This window comes from Azorhizobium caulinodans ORS 571, assembly GCF_000010525.1.
In the GTDB taxonomy this organism is placed as follows: domain Bacteria; phylum Pseudomonadota; class Alphaproteobacteria; order Rhizobiales; family Xanthobacteraceae; genus Azorhizobium; species Azorhizobium caulinodans.
In genome coordinates, this window is sequence record NC_009937.1 from 4,828,328 (window position 1) to 4,843,951 (window position 15,624).

The following is a 15,624-nucleotide window of genomic DNA, read 5'->3' on the forward strand; positions in this document are numbered from 1 at the left end:
TGCCCTTTGGGACCGCAACCTTTGTCGCGATAGCGCGAATTAGTCGCCCGGCGCCCTGCCGCCGCGCCTGAGCGCGCGCGGGGTCTGCCGGGCTGTGACGCATGCGACCGAAACGATCCCCATTCCGAGCCCGATCCAAATGACCGACAAGACGCCGTCCGACGCCGTGGACTATTCGCAGACCCTGTTCCTGCCGCAGACCGACTTCCCCATGCGGGCCGGCCTGCCGAAGAAGGAGCCGGAACTGCTGGAGCGCTGGGCCCGCCTCGACCTCTACCAGCGCCTGCGCGAGGTGGGCCGTGGCCGTCCGCGCTTCGTGCTGCACGACGGCCCGCCCTATGCCAACGGCAACATCCACATCGGCCACGCGCTGAACAAGATCCTCAAGGACGTGGTCACGCGCTCCCAGCAGATGCTGGGCTATGACAGCAATTACGTGCCCGGCTGGGACTGCCACGGCCTGCCCATCGAGTGGAAGATCGAGGAAGAGAACTACCGCAAGAAGGGCAAGGCCAAGCCGGACCTCAGCGACAGCGCGGCCATGATTGCCTTCCGCCAGGAATGCCGGGCCTATGCCGAGCACTGGCTGGACGCGCAGCGCACCGAGTTCAAGCGCCTCGGCGTCGAGGGCGACTGGGACCACCCCTACGCCACCATGAGCTTTGCGGCCGAAGCGCAGATCTCCCGCGAGATCATGAAGTTCGCCGCCAACGGCCTGCTCTATCGCGGCTCCAAGCCCGTCATGTGGTCGGTGGTCGAGAAGACCGCGCTGGCCGAGGCCGAGGTGGAGTATCACGACCACACCAGCGACACGGTGTGGGTGAAGTTCCCGGTTCAGGGTGGCGAACTCTCCGCCGTCAGCATCGTCATCTGGACCACCACCCCGTGGACCATCCCCGGCAACCGGGCCATCTCCTTCTCGTCCAAGATCGCCTATGGCCTTTACGAGGTCACGGAGGCGGCTGCGGACAACTGGGCCAAGGTGGGCGACAAGCTGATCCTCGCCGACAAGCTGGCCGAGGAAGTCTTCAAGTCCGCCCGCGTCGCAGCTTTCAAGCGTCTTGACGCTGTGCCGGCTGAGGTACTCGCGGGCCTCACCACCGCCCATCCCCTCGCGAACCTCGATCTCGGTGGTTACGACTTCCAAGTCCCCATGCTTGACGGGGACCATGTCACCGACGACGCGGGCACGGGCTTCGTCCACACCGCGCCGGGCCACGGCCGCGAGGACTTCGAGATCTGGACGCAGAACCGCCGCTGGCTGGAAGAGCGGGGCATCAACCCGGCCATCCCTTATACGGTGGATGAGGACAGCCTCTACACGGTCCAGGCGCCCGGCTTCGAAGGCAAGCGCGTCATCACCGAGAAGGGCGAGAAGGGCGACGCCAACCAGGCGGTCATCGATGCGCTCGTCGCCGCCGGCAACCTGCTCGCGCGCGGCCGCCTGAAGCACCAGTATCCGCACTCCTGGCGCTCCAAGAAGCCGGTCATCTTCCGCAATACGCCGCAATGGTTCATCGCCATGGACCAGGACATCCGGCAGGCGGACGGCAAGGCCGCGCCGCGCCCGGCGACCCTGCCCGGCAACGAGCCGGACACCCTGCGCGCCCGCGCGCTCGCCGGCATCAAGACCGTCGAGTGGGTGCCCGAGAGCGGCGAGAACCGCATCACCGGCATGATCGCCAACCGCCCGGACTGGGTGGTTTCGCGCCAGCGCGCCTGGGGCGTGCCGATCACCGTCTTCGTCCGCCCGCTGAACGATGGCTCGGTGGAGATCCTGCGCGACGAGGCGGTGAACGCCCGCATCGCGCAGGCCTTCGAGGCCGAGGGCGCCGACGCCTGGTACAAGGAGGGCGCCCGCGCCCGCTTCCTCGGAGAGCATGCGTCCGGGGACTGGGTGAAGGTGGACGACGTCCTCGACGTCTGGTTCGACAGTGGCTCCACCCATACTTTCACGCTGGAAGTGCGGCCCGACCTCAAGGCCGACCGGCCGCCGAACGGGCCGGACCGGGTGATGTATCTGGAAGGCTCGGACCAGCACCGCGGCTGGTTCCATTCCTCCCTGCTGGAGAGCTGCGGCACCCGCGGCCGTCCGCCCTATGACGCCGTGCTCACCCACGGCTTCGTGCTGGACGAGGACGGGCGCAAGATGTCCAAGTCGCTGGGCAACGTGGTCGCCCCGCAGACGGTCATCAAGGATTCCGGCGCCGACATCCTGCGCCTGTGGGTCTGCGCCTCGGACTATTCCGACGACCTGCGCATCGGCCCGGAAATCCTCAAGACCACCGCCGACACCTATCGCAAGCTGCGCAACACCATCCGCTGGCTGCTCGGCTCGCTGCACCATTACCAGCCGTCCGAGCGCGTGGCCGTCGCCGACATGCCGGCGCTGGAAAAGCTCATCCTGCACCGCCTGTGGGAGCTGGATGGCCAGATCCGCGAGGCTTATGTCGCCTTCGACTACAAGCGGGTGAACGCGCTCCTGACCAACTTCATGACGACGGAGCTCTCCGCCTTCTATTTCGACGTCCGCAAGGACGCGCTCTATTGCGATCCGCTGTCGTCGCTGACGCGCCGGGCCTGCCTCACCGTGCTGGACGAGGTGTTCAACCGCCTCGTCACCTGGCTCGCGCCCATCCTGCCCTTCACCTGCGAGGAAGCCTTCCTCGCCCGCACCGGCTCGCAGGATGGCTCGGTGCATCTCCTCACCTTCCCGGAGACGCCGGAGAGCTGGCGCGACGGGGCGCTGGCGGAGCAGTGGCGCAAGATCCGGCTCGTCCGCCGCGTCGTGCTCGGTGCGCTGGAAGTGGAGCGCGCAGCCAAGCGCATCGGCTCCTCGCTCGAGGCCGCCCCGGTCATCCATGTGACCGATGCGGAACTGGCGGCTGCCCTTGAGGGCGTGGACCTCGCCGAAGTGTGCATCACCTCCGATGCCAGCCTCCTCACCAGCGAGGCCCCGGCGGACGCCTTCCGCCTCGATGAGGTGCCGGGCGTTGCGGTGGTCTTCGCCCGGGCCGAGGGCCGCAAGTGCGCCCGCTCGTGGAAGGTCTCGCCCGAGGTCGGCAGCGATCCCGAGTATCCCGATGTCACCCCCCGCGACGCGCAGGCGCTGCGGGAGCTGAAGGCCCGCGCGGCGGCGGAGTGAGGCGCATGTCCCCCATCCGGCTCGGCCTCCTTACGGCACTGCTCGCTCTGGTCCTCGATCAGGCGAGCAAGACCGCCGTTCTGAGCTGGTCGGCCAGTTGGGGCGAGCCGCTGAAGGTCATCACCCCCTTCATGGACTTCGTGGCGATCTGGAACACCGGCATCAGCTACGGCCTCTTTCCGCAAGGTGAGACCGGGCGCTGGGTGCTGGTGGCGGTCAAGATCGCCGCCGCCATCGGCTTTGCGGTGTGGCTCGCCCGCACCCCCCGCCGGCTGGAAGCCTTCGGCCTCGGCCTGCTCATCGGCGGGGCGCTCGGCAATGCGGTGGACCGGGTGGTCTATGGCGGGGTGTTCGACTTCATCTCCCTGCACGCCGGCGACTTCCGCTGGTACGTCTTCAACGTGGCCGACATTGCCGTCGTTGTGGGCGTCGTCATCCTTCTTTATGATGCGCTCTTCGCCCGCGCCTCAAATTCGCCGCCCTCGGAGGGCAGCCCTAAAGGCAACCTCTGATCTGTCCCGACCAAACGTCAACTGACGTTGCGTGAGCGGATGAAGGAGAGAGCGGTTGGACCGGAAACACGGGAAAGGACCCATGCGGAACACCATGAGACGGTCGCTCCAGACCTCCAGGATGCGTGCGTTCCTCCTTGCCGCATCCGCGCTGGCCGCAACGCCGGCCCTGTTTGCCGCGGCGCCCGCCGCCGCCCAGACGGCGAATCAGCTGCCGCAGTCCCAGGATGGCACCCTGATGAACAGCATCATGGGCGCCATCGGCATCGGCGGCGATACCAGGCCGTCCATCGACTATCGCGAGCGCGCCCCGCTGGTGGTGCCGCCCTCAGCCGCGAATGGCGAATTGCCGCAGCCGCAGGCGCCGGCCTCCACGAAGCTCAACAACTGGCCGAAGGACCCCGACATGGCGCGGGCCGAGAAGGCCAACGCCGTCGATAACAGCCCGGCCCAGCGCTACGAGGACAAGCGCGACGTGCTGCTGCCGAGCGAGCTGAACAAGGGCCGCAAGGCCAATGCCGGCAAGCTGGACGGCCCGGCCCAGCGCTATGAGGACAAGCGCGACGTGCTCTCCCCGAGCGAACTCGGCTTCAAGTCCTGGTTCGGCATCACGCCGTCCGACCAGAAGCCGATGGTGTTCACCGGCGAGCCCACCCGCGAGAGCCTGACGCAGCCGCCCACCGGCTATCAGACCCCCGCCCCCAACGCCCCCTACGGCGTGGTGGAGAAGAAGAACGAGCCGTTCAAATTCCCCACCCTGTTCGACCGCAATTGATCCGCGGGCGCGAACGTCTTCTCCCTTTTCCCGCCGCCCGGCATCCCGGGCGGCGTCTTCGCTCAAGGCTTGGCTGCGCAGATACCCATGCGCGGCCCGCGCCGGTGAGGTGCGCTGCGCGGCCCACCGTGATGCCCGCGCCATCAAAAGCCCGCGACACCTGCCCCGCCCCCGCTGCGAACGCCGCCCCCTTCAGGCACACTGACGCACGGTCTGCCTTGGCGCGTGCCGGGCGACATCCTATCTCTCATCGATGCGCGCCCGCCGGGACGCGCCGTGGAACCGCCCCGTGAACGTGAGACGCCTTGCCATGGTCGCCATTCTCGCCGCCGCCGGAGCCGCAGCCGCGGTCTCCCCTGCCCCCGCCGCAGGGCCGGACGTGGCGCAGTTCGAACTCGCCAACGGCATGAAGGTGATGGTCATTCCCGATCACCGCACGCCGGTCGTCACCCACATGGTCTGGTATCAGGTGGGGTCGGCGGACGAGCAGCCGGGCAAGTCGGGCATCGCCCACTTCCTCGAGCATCTGATGTTCAAGGGCACCGAGAAGAACGCCCCCGGCGTCTTCTCCGCCGAGGTGGCGCGGCTGGGCGGGCAGGAGAATGCCTTCACCTCCACCGACTACACCGCCTATTTCCAGCGCGTGGCCAAGGATCACCTCAAGAAGGTGATGGCCTTCGAGGCCGACCGCATGACCGGCCTCGTGCTCACCGACGAGGTGGTGCTGCCCGAGCGCGACGTGGTGCTCGAAGAGCGCCGCATGCGCACGGACAACGACCCCTCCGCCCGCCTCGGCGAGGCCATGCAGGCGGCGACCTATGTCAACCATCCCTACCAGCACCCGATCATCGGCTGGGAGCACGAGATCAAGCAGCTGAACCGGGAGGACGCCCTCGCCTTCTACCGGCGCTATTACGCCCCCAACAATGCCGTGCTGGTGGTGGCGGGCGACGTGGAGCCCGCGCAGGTGAAGGCGCTGGCCGAGGAGACCTATGGCAAGGTCGCCCGCGCCGACACGCCCAAGCGCAACCGCCCGCAGGAGCCCGAGCCGCAGGTGCACCGCCGCCTCTCGCTGAGCGACGCCCGCGTGGCGCAGCCGGTGCTCCAGCGCTCCTATCTCGTGCCGTCCTACCGCACCGCCAAGGGCAATGAAGCGGACGTTCTGGACGTGCTGGCCCAGATCCTCGGCGGCGGCCAGACCGGCCGGCTCTACCGCACGCTGGTGGTGGAGAAGGGCCTCGCCGCCGGTGCCGGCGCCTGGTACCAGGGCACGGCCTATGACGAGACCCGCTTCGGCTTCTCGGCCTCCCCCCGCCCCGGCGTGACGCTGGAGCAGCTGGAAGCCGCCCTCGACGAGGTGATCGCGAAGATCGCCGCCGAGGGTCCGGACGAGCTGGAGCTCGCCCGCGCCAAGACCCGCCTCACGGCGGACGCCATCTATGCCCGCGACAATCAGGCGACGCTTGCCCGCATCTATGGTGCGGCCTGGGCCACCGGCGTGAGCGTCGATCAGGTGAACGCCTGGCCGGACGCAGTGAAGGGCGTGACCGCCGAAGAGGTGAAGGCCGCCGCCGCCCGCTATCTGGTGCTGCGCCGGGCCGTGACCGGCTATCTCACCCCGGCGCCGCAGGCCGATGCCAAGCCTGAGAGCAAGGGTCCGGCGGAGAAGCGTTCGTGACGGTTCACCCGTTTGCCACCGGGGCGGCGCAGGTCTCTCCGCCCCCGGCCGCCTCCGGCGCCCTGCGCATGCCGGCGGTGACCGGTTTCCTCCTTCTGTTTTCGATGGTCGTCATGTCGCTCGCTCTCGTCACGCCCACGCCCGCCCAGTCGCAGACCACGCGGATCACCCGCGTCATGAGCCCCGGCGGCATCGAGGCCTGGCTGGTGCGCGACACCACCCTGCCGCTCATCGCCATGGAATTCGCCTTCATGGGCGGCGCCGCGCAGGACCCGGCGGACAAGCCGGGCGTCGCCAGCCTCACCGCCTCGCTGCTGGATGAAGGCGCGGGTGACATGACTGCGGAGGTCTTCCACCGCACGCTGGCCGACAAGGCCATCGAGCTGCATTTCGATGCCAATCGCGACGAGATGCGCGGCTCCGTGCGCACGCTCTCGGAGAACCGCGACGCCGCCTTCGACCTGCTGCGCCTGTCGGTCACGGCGCCCCGCTTCGACACCGAGGCGGTGGAGCGCATCCGCACCGCGCAGCTCGCTGCCTTGCGCCGCCGCTCCACGGAGCCGAACGCCATCGCCAGCGAGCGCTGGTTCGCCACCGCCTTTCCGAACCATCCCTATGGCCGCCCGGTCGACGGTTCGCTCCAGAGCGTCCCCGCCATCACCCGCGACGATCTCGTGGGCTTCGCCAAGAAGACCCTTGCCCGCGGCAATCTGAAGGTGGCCGTGGTGGGCGACATCACGCCCGAGGAACTCGGCCAGCAGCTCGACCGCGTGTTCGGCACCCTGCCCGCGCAGCCGACCCTCGTGCCGGTGGCGGACGTGAAGCCCAAGGGCCTCGGCACGGTGGACGTGGTGCCGCTCGACGTCTCCCAGTCGGTGGTGATGATCGGCACGGACGGCCTCGACCGGCAGGACTCCGACTTCATTCCAGCTTACGTGCTGAACCACATCCTCGGCGGCAGCGCCTTCTCCTCGCGCCTGTTCAAGGAAGTGCGCGAGGCGCGCGGCCTTGCCTATTCCGTCTATTCCTATCAGGTGGCGCTGGAGCACGTGGGCCTGTGGTTCGCCGGCACGGCGACCAAGAACGAGCGCGCGGCGGAATCCATCAGGATCATCGCCGACGAGTTCCGCAAGATGCTGGATGAAGGCCCGACCCAGACCGAGCTGGACGAGGCCAAATCCTATCTCACCGGCAGCTACGCCCTGCGCTTCGACACCTCCTCCAAGGTCGCCGGCCAGTTGCTCCAGATCCAGATCGACAAGCTCGGCATCGATTATATCGACCGCCGCAACGCGCTCATCGAGGCGGTGACGCTGGCCGATCTCAAGCGCGTGGCCCAGCGCCTGGCGGGCGCCAAGTCCACCCTGACCGTGGTCGTGGGCCGCCCCGTGGGCCTCGGCGGCTGAGGCGAACCGGGGCCGGGCGCGGGCGCCACATTGCCGCCCGCGCTAACCATAAAAGCAGGAAGCGCGGCGCATTCGCATGCCGGGCCTCGTCGGCCTGCACGCTCTCATTTACATTTTGTTAGAGATTTGGCCCGGTTTGGTCCGCTGCCCGCCTCTTGAGCGGGCATTTCGACGGGCTGGAGCATGCGTCCATGGAGCGTTCCGCACGCCCCAGGCGCTCTGACGAGGGGACGGCGCGTGCTGCGCGCCAACCCCCGCCATCTGGAGGAAGGTGACATGCGTCTGGCGTTCCACGCCGCCCTGCCGACCCGCATTCTGGCCGGGACTGCCCTGGCTCTCTCGCTGGCGGGCTGCGCGGGCTTCAATTCGCAGGGCACGTTCGGCGCGCCCGGCACCACCGTGGACGGCGCCGCGGCCTCCGCGCCCGTCACCGCATCCGGCACCACGGTGGCGAGCGGTGCCGGCGACGGCACGGAAGTGACCTGCCCGCCGGTGACGGTGCGCTCCGGCGCCTCCACTTGGCAGGTGCCCGCCGCCGGCGGCGGTCTGCGCGCGCAGGGCACCTTCGGCACGCTCGCCCGCGAGTGCAAGGTGACCGCCGGACAGATGAACATCCGCGTCGGCATCGAGGGCCGCGTCATCCTCGGCGACAAGGGCACGCCCGGCGCCTTCACCGTGCCGATCCGCGTGGCGCTGGTGCAGGAGGGGCCGAACCCGGTCACCATCACCAGCAAGTTCTTCGTAGTGCCGGTGCAGATCCTGCCCAACGAGAGCCAGGCCGGCTTCGCCGTGGTGGAGGAAGGCATCACCTTCCCGCTGCCCAAGGGCGATGATCTCGAGCGCTACATCGTCTATGTGGGCTTCGACTCGAAGGGCGAGGCCAAGCCCGCCGCCCCGGCCCGGCCGCGTACGCCGCGCCCCGCCGCCACGAGCAGCGCGCCCAGCACCCCGGCCGCGAGTGCGCCTGCGGCGAGCAGCAGTTCCAGCACCTCGCGCCCCAGCGGCGGCGCCTCGACCGGCAGCGCGCCCGCCAGCGACACCTTCGGCCCGCCGCCCACCTTCTCCGGCTCGTCCTCGGGCGGCGCCGTCGGCCCTTCGCCGAGCACTTTCGGTCCTGCCCCGCAATGAGCGCGGCGGTGAATTGAACCGCGATCCCGGATCGCCTATAAGAAGCGCGGCGGTGGGCAACCACCGCCGTTCGGATGATCCCTGCGGGAGAGACCGGAAGCTGTCGAAAGGCAGGATCCGGCGCCGAAGGCGCAACCGCCCCGGAACCGCTCAGGCACAAAGGGCCGCAGGGTGACGAGCCTCTGGAAAGCAGTCGCGGATGCGATGCTGGTCCGGAGCGTTTGGCGTTTTGCGCCTCGCTTCCGGCTGCATGGATCAAGCGACTCACCGAAGGAGTAAGCCGGCCCTTCCGCGTGACGGGGTTCCGGTGAATCTCTCAGGTTCCTGCGACAGAGGGGGCGCCGCGCGGACAGTCATGTCCGCATTTTCTGGCGCCTTTCGCGGAACCGCTTCATGTCGCATGCCGACGATACGTCCCCTTTGCTGAAGACGCCGCTCCACGCCGCCCATGCGGCGCTGGGAGCCAAGCTCGTGCCCTTCGCGGGCTACGATATGCCGGTCCAGTATCCCACGGGGATTCTCACCGAGCACAACTGGACGCGCGAGAGCGCCGGCCTGTTCGACGTCTCCCACATGGGCCAGGCCTCGCTCATCGGTCCCGACCACGCCACCACCGCCGCAGCGCTGGAAGCCCTCGTCCCCGCCGACATCCTGAACCTCAAGCCCGGTCAGCAGCGCTATTCGCAGCTGCTCGCGGAGGACGGCGGCATTCTCGACGACCTCATGGTCGCCCGCCCCGCCGACCCGGCGCAGGACGGCACGCTGCTGCTGGTGGTGAACGCCGCCTGCAAGACCGACGATTACGCCCACATCGCCGCCCGCCTGCCCGCCGGCGTCACCCTCGTGACCCATGAGGACCGCGCGCTGCTCGCCCTCCAGGGGCCGAAGGCGGTGGAGGTGATGGCCCGCCACGCCCCCGGCGCCGCCGACATGGCCTTCATGACCGTGCTCGTCACCACCTATGACGGCCTGCCCATCGCCATTTCCCGTTCCGGTTATACCGGCGAGGACGGCTATGAGATTTCCGTGGCTAATGCCGACGCCGAAACGCTCTGGACCAAGCTTCTGGCCGAGCCGGACGTGAAGCCCATCGGCCTTGGCGCCCGCGACAGCCTTCGGCTGGAAGCCGGTCTCTGCCTCTATGGCCACGACATCGACACCACCACCTCGCCGGTGGAAGGCGCGCTTGTCTGGTCCATCCAGAAGCGCCGCCGCGAGGACGGCGGCTTCCCCGGCGCGGAGCGCATCCAGCGCGAGCTGAAGGACGGCCCGGCGCGCCTGCGCGTAGGACTCGCCTTCGAGGGCCGCGCCCCGGCCCGCGAGGGCGCCGAGATCGCCACCAAGGACGGCACCATCGTCGGCCGCGTCACCTCCGGCGGCTTCGGGCCGACGCTCGGCGCACCCATGGCGCTTGGCTATGTGCCCACCGCCCTTTCCACGCCGGGCACCAAGCTCGACGTCATCGTTCGCGGCAAGCCGCTTGCCGCCACCGTCGTCACAACGCCGTTCGTGCCGCAGCGCTACGTTCGCAAGACTTCCGCAGCCAAAGGGGCCTGACCAATGACCACCCGTTACTCCAAGGATCATGAATACGTCCGCCTCGAAGGCGACGTGGCCGTGGTCGGCATCTCCAACTACGCCCAGGAACAGCTCGGCGACGTGGTGTTCGTGGAACTGCCCGAGATCGGCAAGGCCATCGCGCAGGGCAAGGAAGCCGCCGTGGTGGAGAGCGTGAAGGCGGCGAGCGAGGTCTATGCCCCCGTCTCCGGCGAGGTGGTGGAGGTCAACAGCGACCTTGAGGCCACCCCGGCGACCGTGAACGAGGACCCGGAAGGCAAGGGCTGGTTCCTGAAGCTCAAGCTCTCCGACACCGCCCAGTTCGACGCGCTCATGAGCGCCGACGACTACAAGGCCTATCTCGACACCCTCTGAGACCGGGAGAGGATCCATGGCCCACGTCTATACCGCGACGGTGCGCTGGGAGCGGGGCGAGGACGTTTTCACCGACGGCCGCTACAGCCGCGCCCATCGGCTGATCTTCGACGGGCTGGAAGTGCCGGGATCCTCCGCCCCCGCCTCCGTCCGCGTGCCCCTCTCACGCGAGGATGCGCTGGACCCGGAGGAGGCCGTGGTCGGCGCGCTTTCGAGCTGCCACATGCTGTTCTTCCTCGATTTCGCCCGCCGGGCGGGATTGCGGGTGGACAGCTACACGGACGCCGCCGTCGGCGAGATGGCGCCGAACGACAAGGGCAAGCTCTTTCTCGCCCGCATCACGCTGAACCCCGCCGTGGCGTTCAGCGGCGACAAGACCCCCACCGCCGAGGAGGTGGAGGCGCTCCACCACCGCGCCCACGAGGAATGCTACATCGCCAATTCGCTGCGCGGTGAAGTGGTTCTCGCTCCGACATTTTCCATGGCCTAAGGCCCCCGAACCCGAGACATCCATGCGCTATCTGCCCCTCACCCCGGAGGACCGCACGGAGATGCTGGCGCGCATCGGCGCCCCCTCCGTCGATGCCCTCTTCGCCGACATCCCCGCCGCGAAACTCGACCCCGCGCTGGCCGACCTGCCGGCGCACAAGACCGAGCTTTCCGTCGAGCGCACGCTCGGCGCACTCTCCGCGCAGAACGTGCCGGCGGGCTCCGTGCCCTTCTTCGTCGGCGCGGGCGCCTATCGCCACCATGTGCCGGCGACCGTGGATCATCTGATCCAGCGCTCGGAATTCCTCACCTCCTACACGCCGTACCAGCCGGAAATCGCGCAGGGCACGCTGCAATACCTGTTCGAGTTCCAGACGCAGGTGGGCGAACTCACCGGCATGGAGGTGGCCAACGCCTCCATGTATGACGGCTCCACCGCCGCCGCCGAGGCGGTGCTGATGGCCCACCGCGTCACCAAGCGCCGCAAGGCCGTCGTGGCCGGCAACGTGCATCCGCACTATCGCGAGACCATCGCCACGCTCTCGCTCTATGCGGACGATGCGGTGGTCGCCCTCTCGCCCGTCCCGCAGGGCGGCGAGGACATCCTCTCCGCCATCGACGGCGAGACCTCCTGCGTCGTGGTGCAGAGCCCCGACGTGTTCGGCAACATCGTCGATCTGAAGCCCATCGCCGAGAAGGCCCATGCGGCCGGCGCGCTGCTGATCGCGGTGTTCACGGAAGTGGTCTCCCTCGGCCTCATCGAGCCGCCCGGCGCCCAGGGCGCGGACATCGTGGTAGGCGAGGGCCAGTCCATCGGCAATCCGCTCACCTTCGGCGGGCCTTATGTGGGCCTGTTCGCCACCCGCCAGAAGTATGTGCGCCAGATGCCCGGCCGCCTCGCCGGCGAGACGGTGGACGCCAGCGGCAAGCGCGGCTTCGTGCTGACGCTCTCCACCCGCGAGCAGCACATCCGCCGCGAGAAAGCGACCTCCAACATCTGCACCAATTCCGGTCTGTGCGCGCTCGCCTTCACCATCCATCTCACCCTTCTGGGCGAGACGGGCCTGCGCAAGCTCGCCCGTCTGAACCACGCCAATGCCTGCAAGCTGGCGGATAAGCTCGCCGCCGTGCCGGGCGTTCAGGTGCTCAACAGTGCCTTCTTCAACGAGTTCACCCTCCGCGTGCCGGGCAAGGCTGTGGACGTGATCGAGAAGCTGGCGGCCAAGGGCGTGCTGGGCGGCGTGCCCTATGCGCGCCTCGCGCCGAAGGCCGGCCTCGACGACCTGATCCTCGTCGCCGCCACCGAGATCAATACGGATGAAGACCGCGCCGCCTATGCGGCCGCGCTGAAGGAGGTGCTGGCATGAACCTTGCAACCGACCTCCGCTGCGCAACGCGCCCTCTCCCCCCTTGCGGGGGAGAGCTGGAGAGGGGGGTGATGCCCCATCCGCTTTCCGGCATGGCCGCTCCCGGCGGCACCCGTTCTACCCCCCTCCCCGTCCCTCCCCCTCAAGGGGGGAGGGGGATCATTCTTGAGGCCGCGCTGAAGGAGGTGCTGGCATGAACCGCGAAGGACGCGGGGCGACGACCCCCATCACCACCGGCAGCGCTGCACCCCACACCTTCACCGGCAACCGCGCGCTGGAACTGGAAGAGGGCCTGATCTTCGAGATCGGCCGCACCGACGTCACCGGCGTGGACATCGAGGACGCGGGCGACTTCACGCCCCGCCTCGGCGGCCATGAGCGCAAGGCGGACCTCGGCCTGCCGGGGCTCGCCGAGCCGGAGGCCATGCGCCATTACGTGCGCCTGTCGCGCATGAATTACGGCATCGACAGCGGCCTCTTCCCGCTCGGCTCGTGCACCATGAAGCACAACCCGCGCCTCAACGAGAAGATGGCCCGCCTGCCGGGCTTTGCCGACGTGCACCCGCTCCAGCCGGTCTCCACGGTGCAGGGCGCCCTCGCCCTCATCAAGGAACTGTCCCGCTGGCTCCTGTCGCTCACCGGCATGGAAGCGGTGGCCTTCACGCCGAAGGCCGGTGCCCACGGCGAACTGTGCGGCATGATGGCCATCAAGGCCGCGCACATCGCCAACGGCCAGAAGCGCCATATCGTGCTGGTGCCCGAGAGTGCCCACGGCACCAATCCGGCCACCGCCGCGCTCATCGGCTATGAGGTGAAGTCCATCCCTGCCCGCGCCGACGGCACGGTGGACCCGGCCGCCGTGAAGGCCGCGCTCACCCCCGAGGTGGCGGCCCTCATGCTCACCAACCCCAACACCTGCGGCCTGTTCGAGCGGGACGTGGTGGAGATCGCCGAGGCGGTGCACGCGGCGGGTGCCTATTTCTATGCGGACGGCGCCAATTTCAACGCCATCCTCGGCAAGGTGAAGGTGGGTGAGCTGGGCGTGGACGCCATGCACATCAACCTGCACAAGACCTTCTCCACCCCGCACGGCGGCGGCGGCCCCGGTGCCGGCCCGGTGGTGCTCTCCAAGGCGCTGGCCCCCTTCGCGCCCGTGCCGGCCATCGTCGCGGACGGCGCCGGCCTGAAGCTGGTGGAGGACGAGGGCGAGGCGGGTGCCGTGCAGGCGCTCGGCCGCATGAGCGCCTTCCACGGCCAGATGGGCATGTTCGTGCGCGCCATGGCCTGGATGCTCTCCCACGGCGCGGACGGCATGAAGCAGGCGTCCGAGGACGCGGTGCTCTCGGCCAATTATATCCGCGCCTGCCTCGGCGACGTGATGAGCGTGCCCTTCGGCGAGCGCCCGGCCATGCACGAGGCGCTGTTCGATGATGCCTGGCTGGAGGGCACGGGCCTCTCCACCCTCGACATCGCGAAGGCCCTCATCGACGAGGGCTACCACCCGATGACGGTGTACTTCCCGCTGGTGGTGCATGGCGCCATGCTGATCGAGCCGACGGAGAGCGAGTCCAAGGCCTCGCTCGACCTGTTCATCGGCGCGCTGCGCGACCTCGCCTTCGCGGCGAAGGCCGGGGAGAAAGAGCGCTTCCTCGGCGCCCCGCACTATGCCCCCCGCCGCCGGCTGGACGAGACCCGCGCCGCCCGCGCCCCGGTCCTGCGCTGGGTCAAGCCCCAGCCGCTGCCGGAAGCGGCGGAGTGATCGGACGCGTGTGAAATCGCTGAAAGAAGAGCCCGGCGGACCCCTCCGCCGGGCTTTTTGTTTGTTTCTCGAGGCCCGCTCACCGCCACGGAACGCCCCTCCCCCGCGACAGGCCCCCTCCCCCCTTGCGGGGGAGGGTTGGGGAGGGGGGTAAAACGGCCTGCCAAACGCGCGCGCCTTCCCCCTCAGGCAGAAGGTGCGCAGAACGGAGAGGGCATTACCCCCCTCCCTACCCTCCCCCGCAAGGGGGGAGGGTTAACCCGTGCACCGCTCCTACGCCTTCCGCACCCGCCGCAGCCAGCGGCCCAGCGGCAGAGCGAGGATGAGGAGGCCGCAGACGATGAGGCCCATGCCGGCGAAGCGCAGCGGGGGAAAGCGTTCGCCCAGCACGAGTGCGGCTGACAGCGTGCCGAAGAGCGGCACGAGCAGGGAGAAGGGCGCCACCGTGCCCGCGGGGTAGAGGTTGAGCAGGTGGCCCCAGATGCCGAAGCCGATCAGCGTCGTCGGAACGGCGAGATAGAGCACCGTGCCATAGGCCAGAAGGTCCGCATGGGCGAAGGCGGAGGTGATCGCCGGCCAGCCCTCGAAGACCAGCGACAAGGCAAAGGCCGGCAGGGGCGGCACGAGGCTCAGCCACACCACCATGGGCAGCATGTCCACCTTGCCGGTGCCGCGCATCAGCACATTGCCGACGCCCCAGCTCAGAGCCGCGCACATGGTCAGCCCGAGGCCGAGCAGGGTCATGTCGCCGCCGACGCTGAAGCCGATCAGCGCGAGGCCGCAGAAGGCCACCATCACGCCGGTGAGCTGCCGTGCCGAGGGACGCTCCCGCAGAACCAGCGCCGCGATGAGGATGGTGAAGAAGGCCTGCGCCTGAAGCGTCAGCGAGGCGAGGCCCGGCGGCATGCCCTTCGTCATGGCGATGAAGATGAAGACGAACTGGCCGAGGAACCAGGTGAGCCCGATCGCCAGCATGCGCCGGAGCGGCACCTTGGGCGGGCGCACCACCAGCACCGGCAGGGCCGCCACCACGAAGCGCAGCACGGTCAGCAGCAGCGGGGGGAAGGTCTCGAGCCCGACATGGATGACGACGAAGTTGAAGCCCCAGACAGCCGTGACCAGCACGGCAAGGGCGATGTGGCGGGGGGCCATGGCGGGTCCGGTCAGAAGCGATGGTGTCTTTTGAACGCCGGTCATCGTCGGCACAAGCGACTTTTCCGCAAGCCATCCATCAGCGACGCAAATGCCGCCATCCGGAAGGCTGCGCTCAAGTTTTCGCGCCGCGACATCTTCGCGTCTGCGATATGACGTAACGTAAATATTGCAGACAATCTAAGCATTCGCGGCCGCATGCCTGAGAGGAATCACAACATTCCCGGCCGATTACATTGACAGACTCAGGCGCCGGGCTGCCGAATACAGATGCGGCGAGA

12 protein-coding genes and 1 riboswitch are annotated in these 15,624 nt (G+C 68.7%); of the genes, 11 read left to right on the forward strand and 1 reads right to left on the reverse strand.

What is annotated here, in order from left to right:
• Window positions 1–139 precede the first annotated feature (139 nt).
• The 11 genes from ileS to gcvPB all read left to right on the forward strand — a co-directional run bounded on the left by ileS (window position 140) and on the right by gcvPB (window position 14,191).
• The gene (gene ileS, locus AZC_RS21760; protein ID WP_043879721.1) at window positions 140–3,145 is read left to right on the forward strand and encodes an isoleucine--tRNA ligase; all 3,006 of its coding nucleotides are present in this window, start codon (window positions 140–142) and stop codon (window positions 3,143–3,145) included.
• A gap of 5 nt (window positions 3,146–3,150) precedes the next feature.
• Window positions 3,151–3,657 carry a signal peptidase II gene (gene lspA, locus AZC_RS21765; protein ID WP_043879722.1) on the forward strand — a complete coding sequence of 169 codons (507 nt, stop codon included), beginning with the start codon at window positions 3,151–3,153 and terminating at the stop codon, window positions 3,655–3,657.
• A 121-nt stretch (window positions 3,658–3,778) separates the two neighbouring features.
• Complete coding sequence (locus tag AZC_RS21770; protein WP_052286038.1) at window positions 3,779–4,432, forward strand: hypothetical protein; 654 nt, start codon at window positions 3,779–3,781, stop codon at window positions 4,430–4,432.
• 310 nt (window positions 4,433–4,742) lie between these two features.
• Window positions 4,743–6,110, forward strand: coding sequence for a M16 family metallopeptidase (locus AZC_RS21775; RefSeq protein ID WP_043879723.1), 1,368 nt, complete (start codon window positions 4,743–4,745; stop codon window positions 6,108–6,110).
• Window positions 6,107–7,516 (forward strand): M16 family metallopeptidase, encoded by a 1,410-nt coding sequence (locus AZC_RS21780; protein ID WP_012172763.1) that lies wholly within the window; start codon window positions 6,107–6,109, stop codon window positions 7,514–7,516. The genes AZC_RS21775 and AZC_RS21780 overlap by 4 nt, the downstream gene beginning before the upstream one ends.
• A gap of 276 nt (window positions 7,517–7,792) precedes the next feature.
• Window positions 7,793–8,644 (forward strand): hypothetical protein, encoded by an 852-nt coding sequence (locus AZC_RS24585; protein WP_052286039.1) that lies wholly within the window; start codon window positions 7,793–7,795, stop codon window positions 8,642–8,644.
• 74 nt (window positions 8,645–8,718) lie between these two features.
• A riboswitch (glycine riboswitch) is annotated at window positions 8,719–8,821 on the forward strand.
• A 216-nt stretch (window positions 8,822–9,037) separates the two neighbouring features.
• Window positions 9,038–10,201: a glycine cleavage system aminomethyltransferase GcvT gene (gcvT, locus tag AZC_RS21790; RefSeq protein WP_012172765.1), complete on the forward strand. Its 1,164-nt coding sequence runs from the start codon at window positions 9,038–9,040 to the stop codon at window positions 10,199–10,201.
• 3 nt (window positions 10,202–10,204) lie between these two features.
• Window positions 10,205–10,576, forward strand: coding sequence for a glycine cleavage system protein GcvH (gene gcvH, locus AZC_RS21795; protein ID WP_012172766.1), 372 nt, complete (start codon window positions 10,205–10,207; stop codon window positions 10,574–10,576).
• Between the two features lie 16 nt (window positions 10,577–10,592).
• A complete protein-coding gene (locus AZC_RS21800; protein WP_012172767.1) occupies window positions 10,593–11,066 on the forward strand; it encodes an OsmC family protein in 474 nt (157 codons plus the stop codon).
• Between the two features lie 22 nt (window positions 11,067–11,088).
• Window positions 11,089–12,432 carry an aminomethyl-transferring glycine dehydrogenase subunit GcvPA gene (gcvPA, locus tag AZC_RS21805; protein WP_012172768.1) on the forward strand — a complete coding sequence of 448 codons (1,344 nt, stop codon included), beginning with the start codon at window positions 11,089–11,091 and terminating at the stop codon, window positions 12,430–12,432.
• Between the two features lie 193 nt (window positions 12,433–12,625).
• The gene (gene gcvPB, locus AZC_RS21810) at window positions 12,626–14,191 is read left to right on the forward strand and encodes an aminomethyl-transferring glycine dehydrogenase subunit GcvPB (RefSeq protein ID WP_012172769.1); all 1,566 of its coding nucleotides are present in this window, start codon (window positions 12,626–12,628) and stop codon (window positions 14,189–14,191) included.
• Between the two features lie 273 nt (window positions 14,192–14,464).
• Here gcvPB and AZC_RS21815 read toward each other — a convergent pair whose 3' ends face one another.
• Window positions 14,465–15,343 carry an EamA family transporter gene (locus AZC_RS21815; protein WP_012172770.1) on the reverse strand — a complete coding sequence of 293 codons (879 nt, stop codon included), beginning with the start codon at window positions 15,341–15,343 and terminating at the stop codon, window positions 14,465–14,467.
• Window positions 15,344–15,624: the final 281 nt, after the last annotated feature.

Bases quoted from the DNA above. Each gene is read 5' to 3' on its own strand.
- AZC_RS24585 (WP_052286039.1), top strand. From the start codon at position 7,793: ATGCGTCTGGCGTTCCACGCCGCCCTGCCGACCCGCATTCTGGCCGGG.
- ileS (WP_043879721.1), top strand. From the start codon at position 140: ATGACCGACAAGACGCCGTCCGACGCCGTGGACTATTCGCAGACCCTG.
- AZC_RS21770 (WP_052286038.1), top strand. From the start codon at position 3,779: ATGCGTGCGTTCCTCCTTGCCGCATCCGCGCTGGCCGCAACGCCGGCC.
- AZC_RS21775 (WP_043879723.1), top strand. From the start codon at position 4,743: ATGGTCGCCATTCTCGCCGCCGCCGGAGCCGCAGCCGCGGTCTCCCCT.
- AZC_RS21800 (WP_012172767.1), top strand. From the start codon at position 10,593: ATGGCCCACGTCTATACCGCGACGGTGCGCTGGGAGCGGGGCGAGGAC.
- lspA (WP_043879722.1), top strand. From the start codon at position 3,151: ATGTCCCCCATCCGGCTCGGCCTCCTTACGGCACTGCTCGCTCTGGTC.
- gcvPB (WP_012172769.1), top strand. From the start codon at position 12,626: ATGAACCGCGAAGGACGCGGGGCGACGACCCCCATCACCACCGGCAGC.
- gcvPA (WP_012172768.1), top strand. From the start codon at position 11,089: ATGCGCTATCTGCCCCTCACCCCGGAGGACCGCACGGAGATGCTGGCG.
- gcvH (WP_012172766.1), top strand. From the start codon at position 10,205: ATGACCACCCGTTACTCCAAGGATCATGAATACGTCCGCCTCGAAGGC.
- gcvT (WP_012172765.1), top strand. From the start codon at position 9,038: ATGTCGCATGCCGACGATACGTCCCCTTTGCTGAAGACGCCGCTCCAC.
- AZC_RS21815 (WP_012172770.1), bottom strand. From the start codon at position 15,343: ATGGCCCCCCGCCACATCGCCCTTGCCGTGCTGGTCACGGCTGTCTGG.